General features: G+C 70.4%; 21 protein-coding genes and 1 pseudogene. 7 read left to right on the forward strand and 15 right to left on the reverse strand.

Annotation, left to right across the window (positions count from 1 at the left end; translation table 11 throughout):
* Nucleotides 1–1,487: 1,487 nt before the first annotated feature.
* A pseudogene (locus OG587_RS02745) lies at nt 1,488–1,880 on the forward strand (BTAD domain-containing putative transcriptional regulator); the annotation flags it as partial.
* A 43-nt stretch (nt 1,881–1,923) separates the two neighbouring features.
* On the opposite strand, the gene OG587_RS02750 reads toward OG587_RS02745, so the two are convergent.
* The 10 genes from OG587_RS02750 to OG587_RS02795 all read right to left on the reverse strand — a co-directional run bounded on the left by OG587_RS02750 (nt 1,924) and on the right by OG587_RS02795 (nt 10,556).
* Entirely contained in the window at nt 1,924–2,640 is a 717-nt protein-coding gene (locus tag OG587_RS02750; protein ID WP_329086502.1) for an indole-3-glycerol-phosphate synthase, read from the reverse strand.
* Nucleotides 2,640–3,344: a phosphoribosylanthranilate isomerase gene (locus OG587_RS02755; RefSeq protein WP_329093709.1), complete on the reverse strand. Its 705-nt coding sequence runs from the start codon at nt 3,342–3,344 to the stop codon at nt 2,640–2,642. Before OG587_RS02755 ends, OG587_RS02750 begins: the two co-directional genes overlap by 1 nt.
* A gap of 2 nt (nt 3,345–3,346) precedes the next feature.
* A complete protein-coding gene (locus OG587_RS02760; RefSeq protein WP_329086504.1) occupies nt 3,347–4,483 on the reverse strand; it encodes an acyl-CoA dehydrogenase family protein in 1,137 nt (378 codons plus the stop codon).
* A gap of 10 nt (nt 4,484–4,493) precedes the next feature.
* Entirely contained in the window at nt 4,494–4,868 is a 375-nt protein-coding gene (locus OG587_RS02765; RefSeq protein ID WP_329086506.1) for an ectoine synthase, read from the reverse strand.
* Between the two features lie 13 nt (nt 4,869–4,881).
* Entirely contained in the window at nt 4,882–5,688 is an 807-nt protein-coding gene (gene trpA, locus OG587_RS02770) for a tryptophan synthase subunit alpha (RefSeq protein ID WP_329093711.1), read from the reverse strand.
* Nucleotide 5,689: 1 nt separating this feature from the next.
* A complete protein-coding gene (locus OG587_RS02775; RefSeq protein WP_329086507.1) occupies nt 5,690–6,736 on the reverse strand; it encodes a hypothetical protein in 1,047 nt (348 codons plus the stop codon).
* Nucleotides 6,737–6,739: 3 nt separating this feature from the next.
* Nucleotides 6,740–7,000 (reverse strand): phosphopantetheine-binding protein, encoded by a 261-nt coding sequence (locus OG587_RS02780; protein ID WP_329086508.1) that lies wholly within the window; start codon nt 6,998–7,000, stop codon nt 6,740–6,742.
* Entirely contained in the window at nt 6,997–8,535 is a 1,539-nt protein-coding gene (locus OG587_RS02785; RefSeq protein WP_329086510.1) for an AMP-binding protein, read from the reverse strand. Before OG587_RS02785 ends, OG587_RS02780 begins: the two co-directional genes overlap by 4 nt.
* 732 nt (nt 8,536–9,267) lie before the next feature.
* The gene (locus OG587_RS02790; RefSeq protein ID WP_329086513.1) at nt 9,268–9,399 is read right to left on the reverse strand and encodes a hypothetical protein; all 132 of its coding nucleotides are present in this window, start codon (nt 9,397–9,399) and stop codon (nt 9,268–9,270) included.
* A gap of 323 nt (nt 9,400–9,722) precedes the next feature.
* The gene (locus OG587_RS02795) at nt 9,723–10,556 is read right to left on the reverse strand and encodes an NmrA family transcriptional regulator (protein WP_329086515.1); all 834 of its coding nucleotides are present in this window, start codon (nt 10,554–10,556) and stop codon (nt 9,723–9,725) included.
* A gap of 82 nt (nt 10,557–10,638) precedes the next feature.
* Between OG587_RS02795 and OG587_RS02800 the strand changes: the two genes are divergently transcribed.
* Complete coding sequence (locus OG587_RS02800) at nt 10,639–11,580, forward strand: AraC family transcriptional regulator (RefSeq protein WP_443075409.1); 942 nt, start codon at nt 10,639–10,641, stop codon at nt 11,578–11,580.
* 190 nt (nt 11,581–11,770) lie between these two features.
* Here OG587_RS02800 and OG587_RS02805 read toward each other — a convergent pair whose 3' ends face one another.
* Nucleotides 11,771–12,091: a hypothetical protein gene (locus OG587_RS02805; RefSeq protein WP_329086519.1), complete on the reverse strand. Its 321-nt coding sequence runs from the start codon at nt 12,089–12,091 to the stop codon at nt 11,771–11,773.
* 240 nt (nt 12,092–12,331) lie between these two features.
* Between OG587_RS02805 and OG587_RS02810 the strand changes: the two genes are divergently transcribed.
* The 3 genes from OG587_RS02810 to OG587_RS02820 are packed head-to-tail and all read left to right on the forward strand — an operon-like array spanning nt 12,332 to nt 13,343.
* Nucleotides 12,332–12,808, forward strand: coding sequence for a hypothetical protein (locus tag OG587_RS02810; protein WP_329086521.1), 477 nt, complete (start codon nt 12,332–12,334; stop codon nt 12,806–12,808).
* Nucleotides 12,805–12,957, forward strand: a complete 153-nt coding sequence (locus OG587_RS02815; protein ID WP_329086522.1) for a hypothetical protein — start codon at nt 12,805–12,807, stop codon at nt 12,955–12,957. The genes OG587_RS02810 and OG587_RS02815 overlap by 4 nt, the downstream gene beginning before the upstream one ends.
* Nucleotides 12,954–13,343: a hypothetical protein gene (locus OG587_RS02820; RefSeq protein WP_329086524.1), complete on the forward strand. Its 390-nt coding sequence runs from the start codon at nt 12,954–12,956 to the stop codon at nt 13,341–13,343. Before OG587_RS02815 ends, OG587_RS02820 begins: the two co-directional genes overlap by 4 nt.
* A 9-nt stretch (nt 13,344–13,352) precedes the next feature.
* Here OG587_RS02820 and OG587_RS02825 read toward each other — a convergent pair whose 3' ends face one another.
* Complete coding sequence (locus OG587_RS02825; protein ID WP_329086526.1) at nt 13,353–13,967, reverse strand: SDR family oxidoreductase; 615 nt, start codon at nt 13,965–13,967, stop codon at nt 13,353–13,355.
* Between the two features lie 678 nt (nt 13,968–14,645).
* On the opposite strand from OG587_RS02825, the gene OG587_RS02830 reads away from it, so the two are divergent.
* Both OG587_RS02830 and OG587_RS02835 read left to right on the forward strand, forming a co-directional pair.
* The gene (locus OG587_RS02830; RefSeq protein ID WP_329086528.1) at nt 14,646–15,608 is read left to right on the forward strand and encodes a hypothetical protein; all 963 of its coding nucleotides are present in this window, start codon (nt 14,646–14,648) and stop codon (nt 15,606–15,608) included.
* Between the two features lie 332 nt (nt 15,609–15,940).
* Nucleotides 15,941–16,417, forward strand: a complete 477-nt coding sequence (locus OG587_RS02835) for a hypothetical protein (RefSeq protein WP_329086529.1) — start codon at nt 15,941–15,943, stop codon at nt 16,415–16,417.
* 442 nt (nt 16,418–16,859) lie between these two features.
* On the opposite strand, the gene OG587_RS02840 is transcribed toward OG587_RS02835, so the two are convergent.
* The 3 genes from OG587_RS02840 to OG587_RS02850 all read right to left on the reverse strand — a co-directional run bounded on the left by OG587_RS02840 (nt 16,860) and on the right by OG587_RS02850 (nt 18,301).
* The gene (locus OG587_RS02840; RefSeq protein ID WP_329086531.1) at nt 16,860–17,324 is read right to left on the reverse strand and encodes a VOC family protein; all 465 of its coding nucleotides are present in this window, start codon (nt 17,322–17,324) and stop codon (nt 16,860–16,862) included.
* 93 nt (nt 17,325–17,417) lie between these two features.
* Nucleotides 17,418–17,906 (reverse strand): SRPBCC family protein, encoded by a 489-nt coding sequence (locus OG587_RS02845; RefSeq protein WP_329093713.1) that lies wholly within the window; start codon nt 17,904–17,906, stop codon nt 17,418–17,420.
* A complete protein-coding gene (locus OG587_RS02850) occupies nt 17,906–18,301 on the reverse strand; it encodes an ArsR/SmtB family transcription factor (RefSeq protein ID WP_329086533.1) in 396 nt (131 codons plus the stop codon). The genes OG587_RS02845 and OG587_RS02850 overlap by 1 nt, the downstream gene beginning before the upstream one ends.
* Between the last annotated feature and the right edge of the window lie 365 nt (nt 18,302–18,666).

Genomic DNA, 18,666 nt, shown 5'->3' on the forward strand with positions numbered 1-18,666 from the left:
CCGAGGAGGGCGAGGTCATCGGCCGGGCCCTACGCGTCGTGCGCGAGCAGAACACCGACGACGATCTCGCAATCGAGGTCGAGGGCGAGTGGTTGATCCAGCGGGCGCTGCTGCACGACCCAGACGTGCTCGCCCAGGTCGAACGGCTCCTCGACACGACCGCCGAGGGCACCCGCGCCCAGGCCAGCCTGCTCGAGGCCCTGGGCGTGGCCCTGTCCGACTGCCCCGACGGGCCGAGCCTGCGCCGGGCCGAGAACGCCCTGCGCCAGGCCGCCATCACGTGGGGCGAGCTGGGCGAGCCCGCCCGCGTCGCCGCGGTCCAGCGGGGCCTCGCCACCCAGGTCCTGTCCGCCCTGGGCAAGAGCGGCGAGGGCGCCCTGCTGCTGCGCCGGCTCGGCACCACCAGCGACACGCAGTTCGACCGCATGCTGTGCCTGGTCATGGAGGCCCGGCTGCTGGCGCTCAGCGGCGAGGCAGAGCGGGCGCTTGCCATCCTCGACGACGCCATGCCGCTCGCCCAGCTGCTGCGCATCGACTGGGTGACCGGCCACGCCGCCTGGACCCGCCTGATCGTGGCGGCCAACGACCACGACGCGTCCGGGGTGCTCGAGCAGCTGGCCCGGGCCGAGGCCCATCTCGGCCAGATGATGATCCACGACGGCGGCGGCCTGCTGTTCCTGTGCGAGGCCGCCGACGCCTGCGCCGTGGTCGGGGCCGACGCGCCCGCGGCCCGGCTGCTCGCCGCCGCCCGCGAGCACCGCATCGAGAACCCGATGACCCTGGCGCTGACCGAGGCGTTCATCGGCGCCCGCCGGGGCGAGCCCGAGGCGGCCGACGTCCTGCAGCGCATGCTTGAGGACGGCGAGATCGCCCCCGGCCTGCGGTGGAAGGCCGAACTGCTGACGGGCTACGTCCGCCACGCCGCCGGCGACATCGACGCCGCCAACCAGTGCCTGCTGGTCGCCCTCGACCGGGCGGCCAGCCTCGGCCACCCCGACCTGCTCGACCGCCGTGAGCGTCGCGTGGTCGGCATTCTGCGGTCGGCCATCCGGCTACCCCCGGCGGTTGTGACCGGCGCCTCCAACGGCGCCTCCTCCAACGGGGCCTTCAACGGTGTCCCTGCCAACAGGGCCTCCTCCAACGGCGCCTCCAACGGTGTCCCTACGAACGGCGCCTTCAACGGTGCCCCTGCCAACAGGGCCTCCACCAACGGCGCCTCCAACGGTGCCTCCGCCAACGGCTGCGGCTACGAGGTGCGGGTGCTGGGCGGGTTCGAGGTCCGCCAGGGCCACGGTGTGCTTCACGGAGCCGGCCGGGCCAGCCAGCTGGTGAAGCACCTCGTGCTCGCAGGCGGGCCTGTCCGGGTCGAGACCATGGTCGAGACGCTGTGGCCGGGCGAGAAGCCAGGAGTCGGCCAGCGCCGCCTCAAGAACGTCCTCGCCCGGGCCCGGGCCACCTACGGCTCGCTCGTCACCCGCAGGGGGCAGATGCTGTGCCTGTCCCCGTGCAAGGTCGACCTGCACTCGTTCGAGGACCTGGCCCGGGCCGCCGCCGCGACGCAGGACAACGAGCGCGTCTCCCGTGCCCGCGTCGCCATCGCCGCCTTCGCCGGGCCGCTGCTGCCCGACGACCTCTACGACGACCTCATCGCCCAGCGCCGCGAGGTCGTCCGCCGGCGGGCGCTCGGCCTGATCGACGTCCTGCTGACGGCCGCCCACGAGGCGGGCGACATGGAGGAGGCGATGGACCAGCTCGAGTCGGCCATGAAGCTCGACCCGTACGACCAGGAGCGACCCTTGCGGGTCGCCCGTGCCCTGGTCGCAGACGGGCGGTACCTGGAGGCCAACGACCTCACCGCCCGGGTGATCGCCGCCGCCGACGAGCTGGGGGTTCCCTCCGCCGTCGAGTGGGACGAGCTGACGCTCAGCCCACTCGACGGGGCGCGGACGACGCATGACGCAGGTCGTCCAGCTCCTCGCACCATGACTCGAGGCGGTCGGCCCGCAGCAGGTGGGTTCCTACCAGCAGTCCGGCGTAGCCCGCGTTGAGCAGCTCGGCGGCCACCCACGGGTCGTCGATACCGCTGGCGCTGACGGGGCACGGCGACCCCGTCCGCCGCACGGCCGGCAGCAGCCGGCGGCTGCGGTCCACGTCGGCGTCCCCTCGCTCGCGGACGCGGATGTCCTTGTTGTTGACGGCCACCACGCACCCCTCGCACGACGGGAGGGCCTCGACCTCGGCGGGATTGGCCACCTCGATGAACGGGGTGAGACCGAGCGCGAGGGCGCGCTCGGCCAGCCGCGCCAGCGCGACCCTCGGCAGCAGCGCGGCCGTGAGCAGCACCGCGGACGCACCGAGGTCGCTCGCCGCCTGCAGCTGGCCCGCGTTGGTGACGAAGTCCTTCTGCAGGACGGGCAGCTCGGTGCACCTGACCACCTCGGCCAGCAGGCCGACGTCGCCCCCGAACCAGCGGCCGGTGACGACCGACAGGCAGGGAGCGCCGGCGGCCTCGTAGCGGGCCACGATCTCGGCAGGCGACCGGCCGCGGAACAGGTCCTCGCCCTCGGCCGAGCGGGGTTTCAGCTCCATGATCACAGGACGATGGGCGCCCATCAGGGCGTCCACGAACGATGGCGCCATCAGGCGACCTCCTCCACGTCGGGGACAGCACACCAGTGGTGCCGGATGCTGCTGACGCTGTCGGCGCAGAACGCTCCCGTCTGGTCCCGTGCCGCCGTGTCGACGTCGACACCGACGAAGCGGGGGTGGGCAACCACCTTCTCGTAGCGCGAGCGGTTGGCGACCGAGATGCCCCCGGCGACGAGGAACGGCCGAGTGGTCGCCTCGGCCAGGTCGATCACCACGTCGGAATCGAGCGACAGGCCGGTACTCCCGACCCGCCCTGCCGCGCTCGTGGCGTCGAACAGGAACACGTCGGTCCCCGCCCGCTCGTACGAGGCCAGCAGCGGGCGCTCGACACAGGCGTCGCCGGTGACGTGGAGGACCTTGACCACCGTGGCCTCCGGCCATCCCCGCTTGAGCGCCGCCACCACGCCCGGGGGCTGGTAGCCGTGCAACTGCAGCCATCGCACGCCTGCGGTGCGGGCGGCGTCGAGGATGGCGTCCGGGTCCCGCAGGAACGTGACCAGCATCGGATCCGGTGCCGGCCGCGCCGCGGCCACCTCGGCGGTGCGGCACGCCTCCGCCAGGGCGGCGAAGCGGCTGAGGGACAGGTCGGCGGGGCCGCCCGGAACCCCGTACCACAGGCCGATCAGGTCGGCGCCCGCGGCCCCGAGCAGGGCGACGTCGTCGCGGCTGGTGGCGCCGCACACCTTGAGCAGCATGGTCACAACCCCAGCATCGAGGAGATCCGGTTGTACTGGATCTCCGTCGTGCCCGAGTAGATGGTGCTGCCCACGGCGTTGGCCAGCTCACGGTCGAGGCCGTACTCCGACATGTAGCCGTTGCCGCCGAAGATCTGGATGGCCGCCAGCCCCGAGGCCACGTTGGCCTCGCTGGTCAGCAGCTTGCTGATCGCCACGTCCATCGTGACGTTCTCGCCGGCTGCGAGGCGCTCGGCCGTGTCGTAGAGCCAACGGCGCGCCGTCTCGAGCCGGATGCGCATGTCGACCAGCTTGTGGGAGATCGCCTGGAACGAGCCGATCGGCTTGCCGAACTGCGTGCGCGTCCGGGCGTACTCGAGGCAGCGCTCGAACCGGTGCTGCATCTCCCCGACGTTGATGATGAAGGAGCAGAGGATCTCCCACTTCATGACGTGCTCGAGCAGCATGAACCCCCGCCCGACGCCGCCGATCGCCCGGTTGGCGGGCACCCGGCAGTCGTCGAAGTACAGCTCGCTCATCGGCGAGGACGCGAGGCCCATCTTCTTGAGCGGCTGGCCGGCCGAGAAGCCGGGGGTGTCCGTCTCGACCAGGAAGGCGGTGATGCCGAGCGCCCCGCCCTCGGGCCGGGTGCGGGCGTAGACGACGACCACATCGGCGATCGGGCCGTTGCTCACGAAGCTCTTGCTGCCGTTGAGCACGAAGTGGTCGCCGTCCCGGACGGCCATCGTCCGCATGCTCAGGGCGTCCGACCCCGTGTCGGGCTCGCTGATGGCGTGGGCGCCGATCAGCTCGCCCGAGCACACTTGGGGCAAGTACCGGTCCTTCTGCTCGGCGGTCCCGAAGTGCTGGAGCGGGACCCCCGTGCTGCAGATGCTGGTGGCGACGGAGAAGCTCAGCCCTCCGTCACGGCACCCCTCGCCCAGGGCCTCCAGCACGAACATGGTGGTGAGCAGGTCGACGCCGGCCCCGCCCCAGGCGGGGTCGAACGGCAGGCCGAGTATTCCCGACGAGCGGACCAGCTTCCACGCGTCCCACGAAAAACTGGTCCCGGCGGCGTCGTGCTCGGTGACGGCAAGGTCGCGGCACCACCGCTCCATGCCCTCGCGCAGTGCGAGCTGATCCTCGTCCCAGGTGCGCATGCCCGCGGCCTCAGTAAGCGGAGGGGCCGGCGGCGTCGAGGCTGTGTCGCTCGTCGCCCCGGAGGGCGGGCGAGAACACGCACACGAGGCGCAGGTCGGCGTCCGGGTCGGCGATGAGGTAGTGGGCGTCGTGCTTGTCGAGCGCGTAGAGGGTGCCCGGGGTGATGCGGTGCGTCGTGCCGTCGAGGTCGACGACCTCGCCGGAGCCGTCGATGCAGTAGCAGGCCTCCAGGTGGCTGCGGTACTCGAGCAGCGACTTGGTACCGGCCGTCACCGTGGTGTCGGTGACGGAGTAGCCGAGGCCGTCGGCCTCCAGCAGGAAGCGGCGGCTGAGGCCGTTACCCCAGTCGACGGTGGTGACGTTTTCCAGGTTGCGCACGATCATCGGATTGATCCTTTCAGGGGTGGGGAACCGGTCGGAGGGACCGGGGATGGTGGTTGGGACGGAGGTTGGTGACGAGGGCGGCGAGGTCGGCGACGACGTCGCCACCGCCGGTGAACGACGCCTCGGCGCAGGCGACGACGGTGCTGCCGACGACGGCGGCGTCAGCACCGGCCGCGTGCACCCGCTCGACGTCGGCCGCCGTGCGCACCCCGAAGCCGGCCGCGATCGGCGCGTCGGTCAGGGCCCGCAGGGCGTCGATGGGGGCGCGGAGCGCCCCCGGGTCGGGCGCCGGGCCGGCGCCGCTGGCGCCGTAGTGCGTCACCAGGTACACGTAGGCCGAGGCGTGGGCCCCCGCCTCGGCCACGACCCCGGGGGGCGAGGACGCGTAGCACGTGGTGACGACGGGCAGCCCGGCGGCGCCGGCCCGGTCGTAGAACTCCGGGCGGACCCGGGGCGGTGCGCCGTGGAGCAGCGCCCCGGCCGCCCCGGATTCGGCGATGGCCGTGACGACCTGCGCCATCGAGCGGGGACGGACCGTGTGCGCCCAGTCGGCGAGGACGACCACCCGCAGGTGGCGGTGCCGGCTCCGGGAGCGCTCGACGAAGGCGAGAGCGTCCTGGAGATCGGTCCCGGCCGCGAGTGCCCGGTCGGCGGACCGGCGGATCACCGGCCCGTCGCTGATCGAGTCGGGGAACGGCACCCCCAGCTCCAGGACGTCGACCTCGTGGTCGTCCAGCATGTCGGCGATGTCCTCGAGCACGTCGAACGGCGGGTCGCCCGCATTGAGGAACACGGCCAGGCCCGGCGGGCGGGGAAACATGTCAGCCACCGGACGCCACCCCGCTCACCAGCGGTGACGGTGCCGACCCGCCGGCTCGCACGGCGTCGATCAGGTCGCGCACCGCGCCGTCCCGCATCGCCGCCATCGCCGAGGCGATGGCGGGGCGCCAACCGGTCTCCCGCTCGGCCGCGATCGCCAGGGCGGCGGCGTTGAGGGCGACGGTCTGGGTGGCCACCTCGCCCGCCCGCCCAGACACGACGTCCAGGAAGTGCTCGATGACCCGGTCGGGCTCGGGCACCGGTGCCAGGTCCGACAGGGTGCCGTCGGCCGTGTCCAGGTTGCGACGGCTCAGCTGGAACTCGGGCATGCCCGCACCGGGGTGGACGACGTTGTCGGCGAAGCTGATCAGCTCGTCGGCACCGATGTCGTTGGTGCACAGCCAGACCTCGCGGTCGTCGACCGCCGCCGCCAGCCTTTGGGCCAGCGGCAGGAGCCCGGGGTTCGACAGGCCCGTGAGCTGGCGTGTCCCCGGCAGCGCGGGCAGGAACGGGCCCAGCGTGTTGAGCACCCGGCCGTATGGCCGCATGGGCAGCGGCATGATGCGCCTGGCCAGCACGGTCAACTCGACCGGGTACACGAAGTAGCCGGCGAAGGCGATGCCGTGGCGGGCCAGCGACGCCGCCGTCTCGTCGTACGACTTCGTGAGCGGGATGCCGAGCCGGACGAGCAGGTCGATCGAGCCGTACTTGCTGGAGTAGGCCCGCGACCCGGTCTTCACGATCTGCGCCCCGAGCGTGGCGGCGACGAAGGCGGCGGCGGTGGAGACGTTGAACGTCGATACGCCGCCGCCCGTGCCGACCACGTTGACCGCCCCGGGGAAGGAGGAGACCGGCCCGGTGCGGCGCGCGTGCAGCGACCGCACCAGGTTGGTGAGCGTCTCGGGGACCACATCGAGGCTGAGTGCCGCCATGAGCGACGCCGGCTCGCCGGGGTCCAGCGTGTCGGCGCTCAGCTCGTCCCAGAAGGACGACCACGTCGCGGTGTCGACCGGGCGACCGGCCAGCAGGGCGGCGAACGCGTCGTGCATGGGTCAGCTCGCCTCGACCGGGACCGACACCCGCGCCACGAAGGCGTCGATGGCGTCGATCGTGCGGAAGTTGTCCGGGTCGAGGGCCGCGTCGTCGACGGTGATGTCGAACTCGGTCTCGATCCAGGCGATGAGCTTGAGCAGCCCGAGGCTGTCGACCACGCCGTTGGCGAGCAGGTCGTAATCGGTGGCGAGCTCCGACGCCTCGACGTCGGGCATGAACTCCTTGATCAGGAAGCTCTTGATGAGGACCTCGTGCTTCATCGTGCTGTTTCCTTTCTGGCGACGGTCACCTCGGGGTGAGGGGACCTGGGGGTCTGGCCGAGGGACTGGCCGAGGGACTGGCGGTCGACCTTGCCGGTGGACGTGCGGGGCAAGGGGCTCTCGGACAGGTGGAGGGTCGACGGGATGGCCGCCGTAGGCAGGTGCTGGGCGCAGTGCCGGCGGAGGCCGAGCGTCTTGACGGTCGCCCCCGGCACCCGGCGCAGGACCGCGTGCAGCAGGTGGCCGGCGACGGGGTCGGGGACGGCGAGGACCACGGCCTCGGCGACCTCGTCGTGGTCGAGCAGCACCTGCTCGACCACCGCGGTGTTCACCCGGGTGCCACGCACCTTGACCTGGAAGTCGTTGCGCCCCTCGAGGTGAAGGACGCCGTCGCCGTCGCGGCGCACGACGTCGCCGGTCCGGTAGAAGCGGGTGGCGGCGCCCGGCGGACGGCCCGCGGGGGCGTCCACGAACGGACCGGGCGCCGCCGGGTCGGCACCGAGGTAGCCGGCGGACTGGAACGGCGTGGCGACGACCAGCTCGCCCCGCCCCGGCCCCGTGACCACGGCGCCGTCATCGTCGAGGACGACCGCGTCGACGCCGGGCAGCGGCGTGCCGAGCGGGACGCCGTCGGTCGGCAGCGCGTCCCGGTCCACCTCGTGCAGGAAGCTGTCGTTCGTCTCGGTGCAGCCGTAGACGTTGTAGAAGCGGCTGCCGGGGAACACGGCGGGCAGCCGGGCCAGGCAGCGAGCGGGCATGTGGTCGCCGGTGAAGAGGACGTGACGGACCGACGTGAGCTGCCGGGCCGGATCGCCGGCGGCGTCGACCAGCAGCTGGTGGGCCATCGGCACGGCCTGCACGACCGTCACGGCGTTGTCGTCGATGGTGTCGAGCAGGTGGCGCCCGTTGGTGGCGGCGTCCGGGTCGACGAGGACGACCCGGCCACCGTGGTGGAGCGTGGCCCAGACGTCGAGGAAGCAGAGGTCGAAGTTCAGCGGGGCGTAGTTGAGAACCGAGGACTCGGGGCCCAGATCGAACCGGGCGGCGGCCCAGTCGGCGAAACGCTCGACCGCGCCCGCGGTGAGCGGCACCAACTTGGGGAGGCCCGTGGACCCCGACGTCGTGAGCACGAAGGCGGTGTCGTCGGGGTTCACGGGGATGGCGGGAGCCGGGGCCGGCGCGGCACCGGCTCGGGCGGGGCCGACGTCGTCGGCGCTGACGACGTGGCGGCACCCGGCCCGGGCCAGGAGGCGTTGCAGGGTGGCGGCGGGCAGGGTGGCCGAGGGAAGCACCACCGGGAGGCCCGCCCTCAGGCACGCCAGCACCATGGCGATGGTCCGGGGTGTCTTCGTGGCGGGCACGCCGATCGGCTCGCCGCCGGTCGTGTCGAGTAGGTCGAGGCGGGCCGACGCGTCGGCCACGAGGTCGGCAAGTTCGCCGTAGGAGGTGTGCCTGCCCCTCGCCACGAGAGCCGTGGCGTCGGGGCGGGCGTCGACCTGCCGGGCGAACGACGTCCAGAGCTGAGTAGGTTTCATCACCGGCATCGTGCGGGTGTCCCCGCAACATCACCGCAAAGCCGCCCCGCCCCCGTGCCCACCGGGTGGCGTCACCGGGGCCGCCGGTGGGGTGGCCACGAACGTTCACCGGGTCCTCGCGACCCCAGGCCAGGGCCCCGGCGAAGTCGTCATGTGACGGCGTAGGTGGTCGGGGACCGACCGGTGTCGCGGGCGCGGTGGCGTAGCCCGGCGGCTGATGTCGCCCCGGTCCTGTGGACACCTGATCGCTTGGGACGATGTGTCCTGGGAGGAGTTCACAGGTGCCGATGTCGCGTCCGCCGTACCCGCCGGAGTTCCGGCCGCGGAGGGCGGAGTCGGTCCACGCCGGCCGGACGCCCACCGGCCAAGGAGTTCGAGCCGGCCGCGCGGTCGATCCGGAACCGGGTGGTGCGGGCCGACCGCGATGAGGGCCGCCGCGAGGACGGCCTGACCGGTGCCGAACGGGAGGAACCGGCCCGGCTGCGGCGGGAGGTTCGTCAGCCGCGAGAAGAGCGGGAGACCTTGAATTCAGGGCGGTTCTCTTCGCCCGGGAGACGGATCGGCCGAAATGAGGTACCGGCTGATCGACGCGAAGGAGAACACACCACGATCGATCCCGCTGCGCTGCCGCACAGTCGCAAACCCCGGCCTGTTCACACAGCCGGGGCGACTTCATCCTCCCCGGCGGACGAGGTCCGCCTCAGGCGACGTGTCCGACGCCAGGGGGCAGGCTCACACGGTCTCGAACATGCGCCAGAAGTAGTTCCTGCCGCCGATGAGGATCCGGGCGTGCCCTGCCTGGCCGCGAGCGCCGGCGGCGGGGCGGTCGGCGGTCAGGTGTGAAGGTGTCCAGGTCAGCGTCACGAGAGCCTTCTGCTCTCGCCGGGGGCGGCAACGCTGATCCTGGACATCCTCCACTCTCACCGACGCGCGCCGCACCGCACCGAGATCTCGGATTGGTCATCCAGGCGCAACGCCAGTGACTTGAGCTGTTTCCGCAGCCAGTGCCGCAACAGCTGAGCGGCACCTGCTTGCGTCGTAGTCGCGGTATTCGGACATCTACTGTCATCAGAGCCCCTTGGTGCGCATGCAAACCGCACAGCACAGGGCGCGTGAAACACCACCCCGTGGGGCCTTGGAACGGGTTCTGACCTGCGATAACAGGTGCCAGGTCACTGGTGTTGCGACTAGATGGCCTTCCACACGCCGGTGGGGGCGATCTCGGCCACCCAGTCCGCGAAGTCGCGGGGCTTCCGGTTCAGGGCACGCTCGACGCCGTCGGCCAGCGAGCTGTTCCGGCCGTCGAAGAACTCGGAGATGAGCGTGGCCAGCGGCTCGGCGAACTCGCGCGGGGCACCGTCGTTGACGATGGCGTCGGCGAACTGCTCCCGGGTGATCGGCTCGTAGCGGAGCTCGCGGCCCGTCGCCCGGGCGATCTCGGCGACGCCTTCGGCGAAGGTCCACAGGCGGGGACCCGTCAGCTCGTAGCGCTCGCCCACGTGGCCGTCCTCGGTGAGGGCCGCCACCACGACGTCGGCGATGTCGTCGGCGTCGATGAACGGGTCGGCGTTGTCGCCGGCGGGCAGGGCCAGCACGCCGTGGCGCAGCGGCTCGAGGAACACGCCCTCGTCGAAGTTCTGGTTGAACGAGGCCGGGGCGACGATGGTCCACTCGACCGGGAGGCCCGTCACGGCCTCCTCGCACCGGACGGCCTCGTCCTGGTTACGGGCGGACAGGAGAACCAGGCGGTCGACGCCGGCGTCGACCGCCAGCCGGGCCACGGCGCCGATGGCGTCGCTGGCGCCCGGCCACTCGACCTCGGGGTAGTACATCAGGTAGGCCGACTTGACGCCGGTGACGGCACCGGCCCAGGTGGAGGGGTCCTCCCAGTCGAACGGGGGCTCGCCGGTGCGGGAGCCGACCCGCACGTTCACGCCTCGCTCGATCAGCCTCTGGGTCACCCGGCGGCCGACTCGGCCGGTACCACCGAGAACCAACGTGATGTGCTCGTTTGTTGTCATGGCTTCAGTTTGAACGCCACGCATCTGGATGGTCCATGGCCGAGATGCCGGAATGCATATCCGATCGTCTACACTCGGAAGGGTGGACTCACTCGCAGGGTTACTCGAGGGACCGCGGGCCAGCGGTGCCTTCCTCCTCCGCATCGTACTGGACCCCCCATGGTCGATCCGGGTCCAGGATGGGTCGCCGCTGTGCCTCGCCGTCATGCTCAGCGGCGAAGCGTACTTCGAGCCCGACCACGGCAAACCGGTGCGGCTGCGCCCGGGCGACGTCGCCATCGTCCGCGGGCCGGACCCCTACATGATGAGCGACGACCCGGCGACCCCGCCGCAGGTCATCGTGCACCCCGGCCAGCAGTGCCTCACGCTCGAGGGCGTCGAGCTGCGCGAGCAAATGGCACTGGGGGTGCGCACGTGGGGCAGCGCCCCCGACGGGTCGGTGCAGATGCTGCTCGGCGTGTACGAGGAGGTCGGCGCCGTCGGCCAGCGCCTGCTCGACGTGCTGCCGCCGCTGCTGGTCGTGTCCGCGGACACGTGGGACTCGACGCTCATCCCGGTGCTGGCCAGTGAGGTCACCAAACAGGGGCCGGCCCAGGGTGTCGTGCTCGACCGCCTGCTCGACCTGCTGCTCATCTCGGTGCTGCGGGTGTGGTTCGACCGGCCCGAGACCGAGGCCCCGGCCTGGTACCGGGCCCACACCCACCCGGTGGCCGGCGAGGCGCTGCGCCTGTTCCACGAGGCCCCGGCGAACGACTGGACGCTGGCGCGGGTCGCCGCCGAGGTCGGCGTGTCACGGGCGACGCTGGCCGAGTCCTTCCGCAACGCCGTCGGCACGCCGCCGATGACCTACCTGACCGAGTGGCGCCTGGCCCTCGCCGCCGACCTGCTGCGCCAGTCCGACGCCACGCTGAACGCCGTCGCCCGGCAGGTCGGCTACGGCAGCGGGTTCGCCCTCAGCTCGGCGTTCAAGCGGGTGTACGGCATCAGCCCGCAGGCGCATCGCAGCACCGCGCCGGCACAGTGAGCGCGGGGGTCGCCGGCCCGGCGGGCGTCATCCGCCCGACGACCAAACATGCCTCGGTCGCCGGCCCGGCGGGTGCCGTCCGCCCGACGACCAAACATGCCTCACCCGGCGGACGTACGGGCGGACGACACCGAGCAGGCGTGTCCGTTGGTGGACGGATACCCGAGGGCGGCATGCACCCCAGCGCCCCCTAGGGCCGTTTCCCGAACGGGGTGTCCACGGCGGCGTCGACCGCGGCCCGGGCCACGAACGCCGACGGGATCGGGAACCTGCGCTCCTCGCGCCGCTCCGGCCCCTGGTTCGCCGAGCGGCGTGCGACCTGGGCCGGGAACCCGGCGGCGCCGAGGCCACATCGTCGGGCACGAACCCGAGCCACGGCAGCGTACGGAGCCACCGGCACGCCCAGCCGGCCCACTGAGCGCCACCCACGACCTGGATCGACGAACGCCAGGTCAGCCGACGTCGGCGTGAAATACCGGATCGACTCGTCCGCCACGGCGGAGGCGGTCATCCCGACATCGGAACATGACAAGGATCATGACAACAGCCGGTGGCCAAGAGTGCGAAAACAGCACTAAACGATCAAGTGGCCGCCATTGCAGCAGGACAACCCATAGACATCATATGAACCATTTGTCAGACTCATCGTTACAGCACAAAGATCACAGAAAAGGATCTTGGACAAGGGTATCTCTCAATACGGGCGGCCTTCGGCCGAAAGACCGGCACTGAGCTGGGCGGATGCGGGGGGGTGAGTGCGGTGGCGTGGGTGAGCGCCCTCGGCCCCTCCCGGGCGCCGGTCGACTACCGCCTCCAGGACGCCGACCACACCGCCGGGCAGCAAGCCCCGCCCCGCCCGCGGCGGACCGGCAAGCCGTGTGCGGAGATGCCCGACTGGGCCCTCGCCCACGTGGTCAATCCCAAGCCGACCGTCCCACGACGCCGGGCATGGTGGCCGCGATGCCTGTCCCGCACCACCTCCGAGCGCCCCGACATCGTGCCCGATGCCTGCGCGCCGAACGAGGAAGAACCGCCCCGCAGCCGACCGGCCGCACTCCTGCGCACCGAACACCCGATCGTCACCGTGCCGGCATCGGCGCCTGACGGCATCACCCGCCGGCAGCTCGACCAGCTCGACGCGTTCAACCGCACCCCCGCCGGAGTGCCGGTGAACATGCTTCGCCATCCGCGCGAAGCGGGACTGATCCGCTGCCAGGACAATAAATGACCGATCGCCGTATGAACGACACGCACACCACAGCGCGCGAAAAACCCGCGGCTCACCCCGGCAGCGACAAGAAAGGCGGCCCGGCCGGGCGCCCCCCCTGCTTCGTCGACCTGACCACCATCATCAACATAAGGGAGAACGCCGTATGAGCGCGCCCAGTGACACCGACCGCCTCCTGCGGGACCTGGAACGCGAAGGCCTCGTCTTCCACCTCGGCATCGGTGACGCCACCACCGTGTGGTTCGCCTCCATATTCCGCGAGAACGTCATCGCCGACCGGCTGGCGATGCTGCCCGAGGAGCCCACCGTCAGCGTCGCCACCGCCGCCGCGGTGCTCAACGTCCCGCCCTCCCACGTCATCGCCGAGGTCCACGCCACCACCCTGGCCGGCCACGACGACGGCCAGGAGATCCGCGTGCAGCGTGAGGCCCTGGCGCAGCGCATCACCTCCCTGGGCCTACCACCCCGCCCGGCTGTCCTTCCCGAGCCCCCCGAGCGCCCTGACAGCCCCGCAGACGGGCCCGTGGTCCCGTAGCCGCCGGCGTCACAGTCCGGCGCCGCCGGTCGCGTCGATCACCCTTCCGGTCACCCAGCGGGCGTCGTCGGAGGCGAGGAACGCCACGATGTCGGCGATGTCCTCCGGCCGCCCGACCCGGCCCAGCGCGGCCAGCGACGCGGCGTGGGCTTCGGCCCGCGCGTTGCCGCGCAGCCATCCCGCGTTGACGTCGGTGTCGACGATGCCGGGGGCCACCGAGTTCGCCGTGATGCCCCGCGGGCCCAGTTCCTTGGCCAGGTTGAGGGTGAAGGTGTCCAGGGCGCCTTTGGTGGAACCGTAGGCGATGATCTCCGGCATGGCGAGACGGGCCGCGCCGCTGGAGATGTTCACGATCCGCCCGCCGTCCCGCAGCCGCTCCAGCCCCTCCTTCACGACGAAGAACGGTCCCCGGACGTTCACCGCGAAGACCTCGTCGAAACCCTCCTCGGTGAGCGCGGCCAGATTCGTGCTGCGGCCGATGCCGGCGTTGTTCACGATGATGTCGACGCCTCCGCCGGGCGCGTGCCGTCCGATCCGCGCGTCGAAGGCGGTCCAGAGCGCGGTCGCGTCGCCGTGCACGCCCAGTTCCGCCTGGATCGCGAAGGCCCGGCCGCCCCCCCTCACGGATCTGCCCGACGACCTTCTCCGCCGCGGATTCGTCGCGGGCGACGGTGCAGGCGGCGAACGCCGTACACACAGCCCGTCCTTGAAACCGGTCGCGGGACCGGCCAGTTCGAACGCCACGCCCACAGCCTCGAACCCCGCGCCGCAAGTTCGTCCATCTGCTTTGAGGAACGGGGCGCTAGACCGGCATCCTGGGATTTCCGCACCATACGCCGCGGCCAAGGGCGGCCAGTCTCTGCAGTCGCTGACCGGCGGCTTGGAGCGACATGCGCCTCTCGGCTGTGCGCGTCAACGCTGTCACGCCGAGCCCAGACGACACATTCATTGACAGGAGCACTCTTTCCAATCACAGTTCGCATCAGGACCGGTTGCTGGCCGTAAAACCGGCGTCTCTGCCCTGAAGGGGGAGGCGATGAGTCCTGGCAGTGTTCGGCTCGCCGGCAATATCCCGGACGGGGAAGGCCTCATCTACTACGTGGTGTGTTCTAGCCATGGAGAGGTGGAAGAGCGCCGCAGCCTGGGAGTGTCATGTCCTATGGGGCACGTGCCCAAGCAGGTGAAGGTCAGGTTGCGCTGCCCGACGTGTCGCTGGGTGGATCCGGAATCGAACTGGCACAGCCACAAGCCCAAGTGTCGTGATGGTTACCACGAGCTTGTAGTGCTGGAATACTCCCCCATATGATCGACAGTCTGTTCGACCGGGCCGCTTCGGTCCTCGAGCGGCGTTTTCTACGCAATGCCTTTCTCCCGGTGCTGCTTTTTCTCCCTGTTACGCTCGCTCCTTGCCTCTTGCAAGGCGGCAACCTCGAAAGAGGGCTCGCGGCGTGGGAAGGGCAGACGCTCACCTTCAAGTTCCTGGCCGTGATCGGCTATTTCACATTCTGCTGGTTCAGTGCGGCGATCGTGGCGAGCCAGTGGCGGAACATCATCCGGCTCTTCGAAGGTTATCCCGTGGCACGCTTCCCCTGGCTTGAGAGCATAGGGGTGCGGTGGCACAGTGCTCGGTCTGCTGAGCTCGTCGACCTGGTCGAACGAGAGCGTGATCGCATGAGCGCGAGCGAACTGCGTTACTGGGCCTATCCCGAAACCGGTGTGTTGCCAACTCGGCTGGGCAACGTGTTACGCGCCGCAGAATTCTACCCAATACGCCGGTACGGTATCAGCCTGATCACAGTGTGGCCGCGTCTGCATAAGGTATTGCCGAGGGAAACCGCCGAGGACGTGGAAGACGCTCGCGCCACCATGGAGTTCCTCCTCGTTCTGTGCCTGTGGCTGGTGGCGTTCGCGGCACTCAATCCGGTTCTTGCGGTCCTGCTCGGCACTTCAATGCCTCTGTCTATTCTGCTGTTCGCCCTGGGACTCGTACTTGCCTACTGGGCATATCTGTCCGCCATTCCCGCGGCGGCAGAGTACGGCGAACACTTACGGGCGGCGTTTGAGGTGCACCGACTCAAACTGCTCGAGCAGCTCAGGTTGCCGCAGCCCGACACCCTCCTCGCGGAACGCGCACGATGGGAAGACCTGGATCGTTTCATCCTGGAAGGCGCGAGTCCCGGCTGGCGTTACGAACCAGATGCGGGTAACGAACTGCGGATACGAATCGTTACCAGTGAGCATGGCAGGACGGACGACGAGCAATGATCTCTGATCCGGCCAGATATCCACCTGAGGACCCGGGCGACGGCGATGAACACGCAGCGGTTTCTGCTCCACCGGGGGATTCGCCACCTCCCCGCGCAGATGAACCTCGGGTGCTGGTGTCCAACACCTCGAGCGCTCCGGAGCCGCCGCCCAACTCCGGCGCGTCACCCAACGGTAGAGGAAGCTCGGGTCAAATCCTCACGGAGGACGGCCCCTCGTCCCAGCGCCCCCGAACAGTTCGCGGGCCGTTCTCCGGATTCATTCTCGCCGTTGCCGTAACCGGCGCGGTTATTGCAGCTGTGTGGAGCCTGGTAACCAATCGTCAGGTGCCCGTGTTCATAGTCGCGTCGGATCTCCCTGCTTACCACGAGGTGACACTGAATGACCTGACGATGGACACACGGGCAGCGCTGGGTGAGAACGACTACGCCACACTGCCAGTCGATGGACGTATCACGCTTAAGGCAATCGAGAAGGGGGAGCCCCTGCTGAATGCCGATCTATCGCCTAGCATTCGAGGATTGGTAAGCGGTGACCTCAGGGTGGTCGGACTCGACGTGACCCGTGGCGACGTCCTGGGCGGGGCATTACGGAGCGGGGATCCGGTCCTCGTGTTGCTGATCGAGAAAGGGTATCCGCCGAGAGAGCTCCGAGCCGTGGTGCTATCGGCGTCCTCCGCAGGAACGACGACAGCCAATTGGTCATTGGTGCTCGCGATGAACGGGCGCGAGGCCCGCAGCCACGCGGCAACGCTGGCCAGGAACGATGTGCTCATCCTTAGAGACCCGAAGGCTACGGCACCTCGCTGAGGTTTTTCATCCTGATGGCCTGGTACGGCAGGCCTGCGGAGAACGGTGCCCCCGGTGGAGCCCGCAGGAGCTTGCAACGAAGTGATCCACTGGCTGCGGCCAACCTGCGCCGGGGTCGATGAGGTGGACATCGGGGTTTGACAGCAGATGCCAGACGATGGCCGGCAAGGAAAGACCACCGCGACGATCGCGCGTTCCTTGCCGCAACGGCGGGTGATACGCCGACAGTGTTCGCCCGAGTACGATCACCCGCGCCCGCACGGTCCAATCGCCTGGGGCGTGCCGCGCTCCAGCCAGCTTACGGATCTTGCGTTCCTCGTCGGCGTCCAGCGGCGGGCGCGCGAGCAACAGCCGATGTGGAAAAACCCTGCCATGGGCCGCGAAGCCTCGAAGGGGCTGCTTGGTCCTGGCTCTGGACACGGGCTTGCCGTCGAAGGCGTCCCTAGGCACGCCAGGGCATGTGCTGGAGGGTCCAGGTGTTGCCGTCCGGGTCGGCGAAGGCGGCGTAGTAGACACCGCCCAGGTCCTCAACGGGCCCCACGTCCGCACCGCGGTCGAGGAGTGCCGTACGGGCCTCCTCGATGTCGCTCACCACCAGGTGCAGGCCGCGCAGCGTGCCGACCGGCATGTCGAGGGACGGGACGCCCTCGGTCAGGGTGATCGAGCAGGCCGAGCCCGGCGGGGTGAGCTGGACGATTCGCACCCCCTCCGCGGGCCGCACGTCGACGTCCACCTGGAAGCCGAGGCGGTCGGCGTAGAAGGCTTTGGCCCGGTCGATGTCCTTGACGGGCACCGGGACGAGTTCGAGGAGAAACGTGCCGGGAGGGACGGGCGGTGCGGTGAGGTCGGTCGGGATATCGGCGATGTCGGCCGGGATCTCGGTCTGCGTGGGCTGGGCGTCGGTCATCACAGTTCGCCTTTCAAGTCGGTCATTGCGGCTCGCCGTTCACGGTCGGCCGTTACAACTCGCCGTTCACGGTCGGCCATTGCGGCTCGCCGTTCACGTCGTCTCGTTGAGCATCTCGGCGAGACGGTCGTACGCCTCGCCCGCGCCGCGTTTCATGGGGGTACGGAGCACGCCGTCGCGGGCCTCCCGTGAGGGGTAACGCACCGTGGTGGTCATCGCGGTCCGGCCGTCCCGCTCATCGAAAACGGTGGTGACGAGGGCCTCCCCTTCCTCCCAGCCGTCGTGGACCTCGCTCTGGACCAGCCGTCCGGGCGCGGCGACCTCGTGGAACACCCCGCCGTGGCCCAGTTCGGCACCCTCCGGCCCGCGCGACACGAAGCGCCAGACACCGCCTGGACGCAGGTCGATCTCACAGACGACGAGGTGCCAGCCGCGCGCGCCGTGCCATCGCCGGAGCAGCTCGGGCCGGGTGAACGCGTCGAAAACGAGCCGCCGGGGCGCGGCGAACGTCCTGGTGAGCACGAGGTCGGTGTCGGACACCGCCCGCACCGTCAGACCTTCGGCCTGCTCCTGCCGTGACATCACGGGCTCTCCCGTTCGGCGGGGTTCGCTCCACCGGGCCAGGGGGGCTCCCGTTCGGCGGGGTTCGCTTCGCCGGTCCCAAGCTCACCGAGCAGGTCGTCCAGCCTCTGGTAGCTCTCCTCCCAGTAGGAGCGGTAGTTCGCCAGCCAGTCCATGGCGTCCCTGAGCGGGCCGGCCTCCAGCCTGCGGGGCCTGCGCTGCGCGTCGCGTCCGCGAGAGATCAGCCCGGCGCGCTCCAGTACCCGCAGGTGCTTGGAGATGGCCGGCTGGCTCATCGCGAACGGCGCGGCCAGCTCGGTCACCGTGGCCTCGCCCTCCATCAGCCGGGCCAGAATCGCTCGCCGGGTCGGGTCGGCCAGCGCGGCGAACGTCGCGTCGAGAACGTCGGCAGCCACTTTAATTACCTTCCAGTTCTATAACTAGATGGTTTTTTACCGTGCTGGACTTGGCCCTGTCAAGGACCTCGGACGTGGCGTATACGCCGACAGGGTCCCGCCCCCTGACCCACCGGACGGCAAGGCGGACGGAGCCGTGCTCCGGTGCGCCGCCGTCCGGGTGGTGGACGCCCCCGACATCCTCCACTCACGCGTGGAGACGCCGCGCTCTCAGGACCGCGCTCTCAAGGACCTACCGCCGCGTCGTCCCAGCGCTCGACCAGGGCTTCACCGACATCATCCAACGTCATCGACGGATTTCCGGCACAGGACACCGGGCGAGCGCCACGGAGCGGGCGGCGGTGACGACTGACCGTCTCTCACCG

This window comes from Streptosporangium sp. NBC_01469 (assembly GCF_036227305.1).
Classification (GTDB): domain Bacteria; phylum Actinomycetota; class Actinomycetes; order Streptosporangiales; family Streptosporangiaceae; genus Streptosporangium.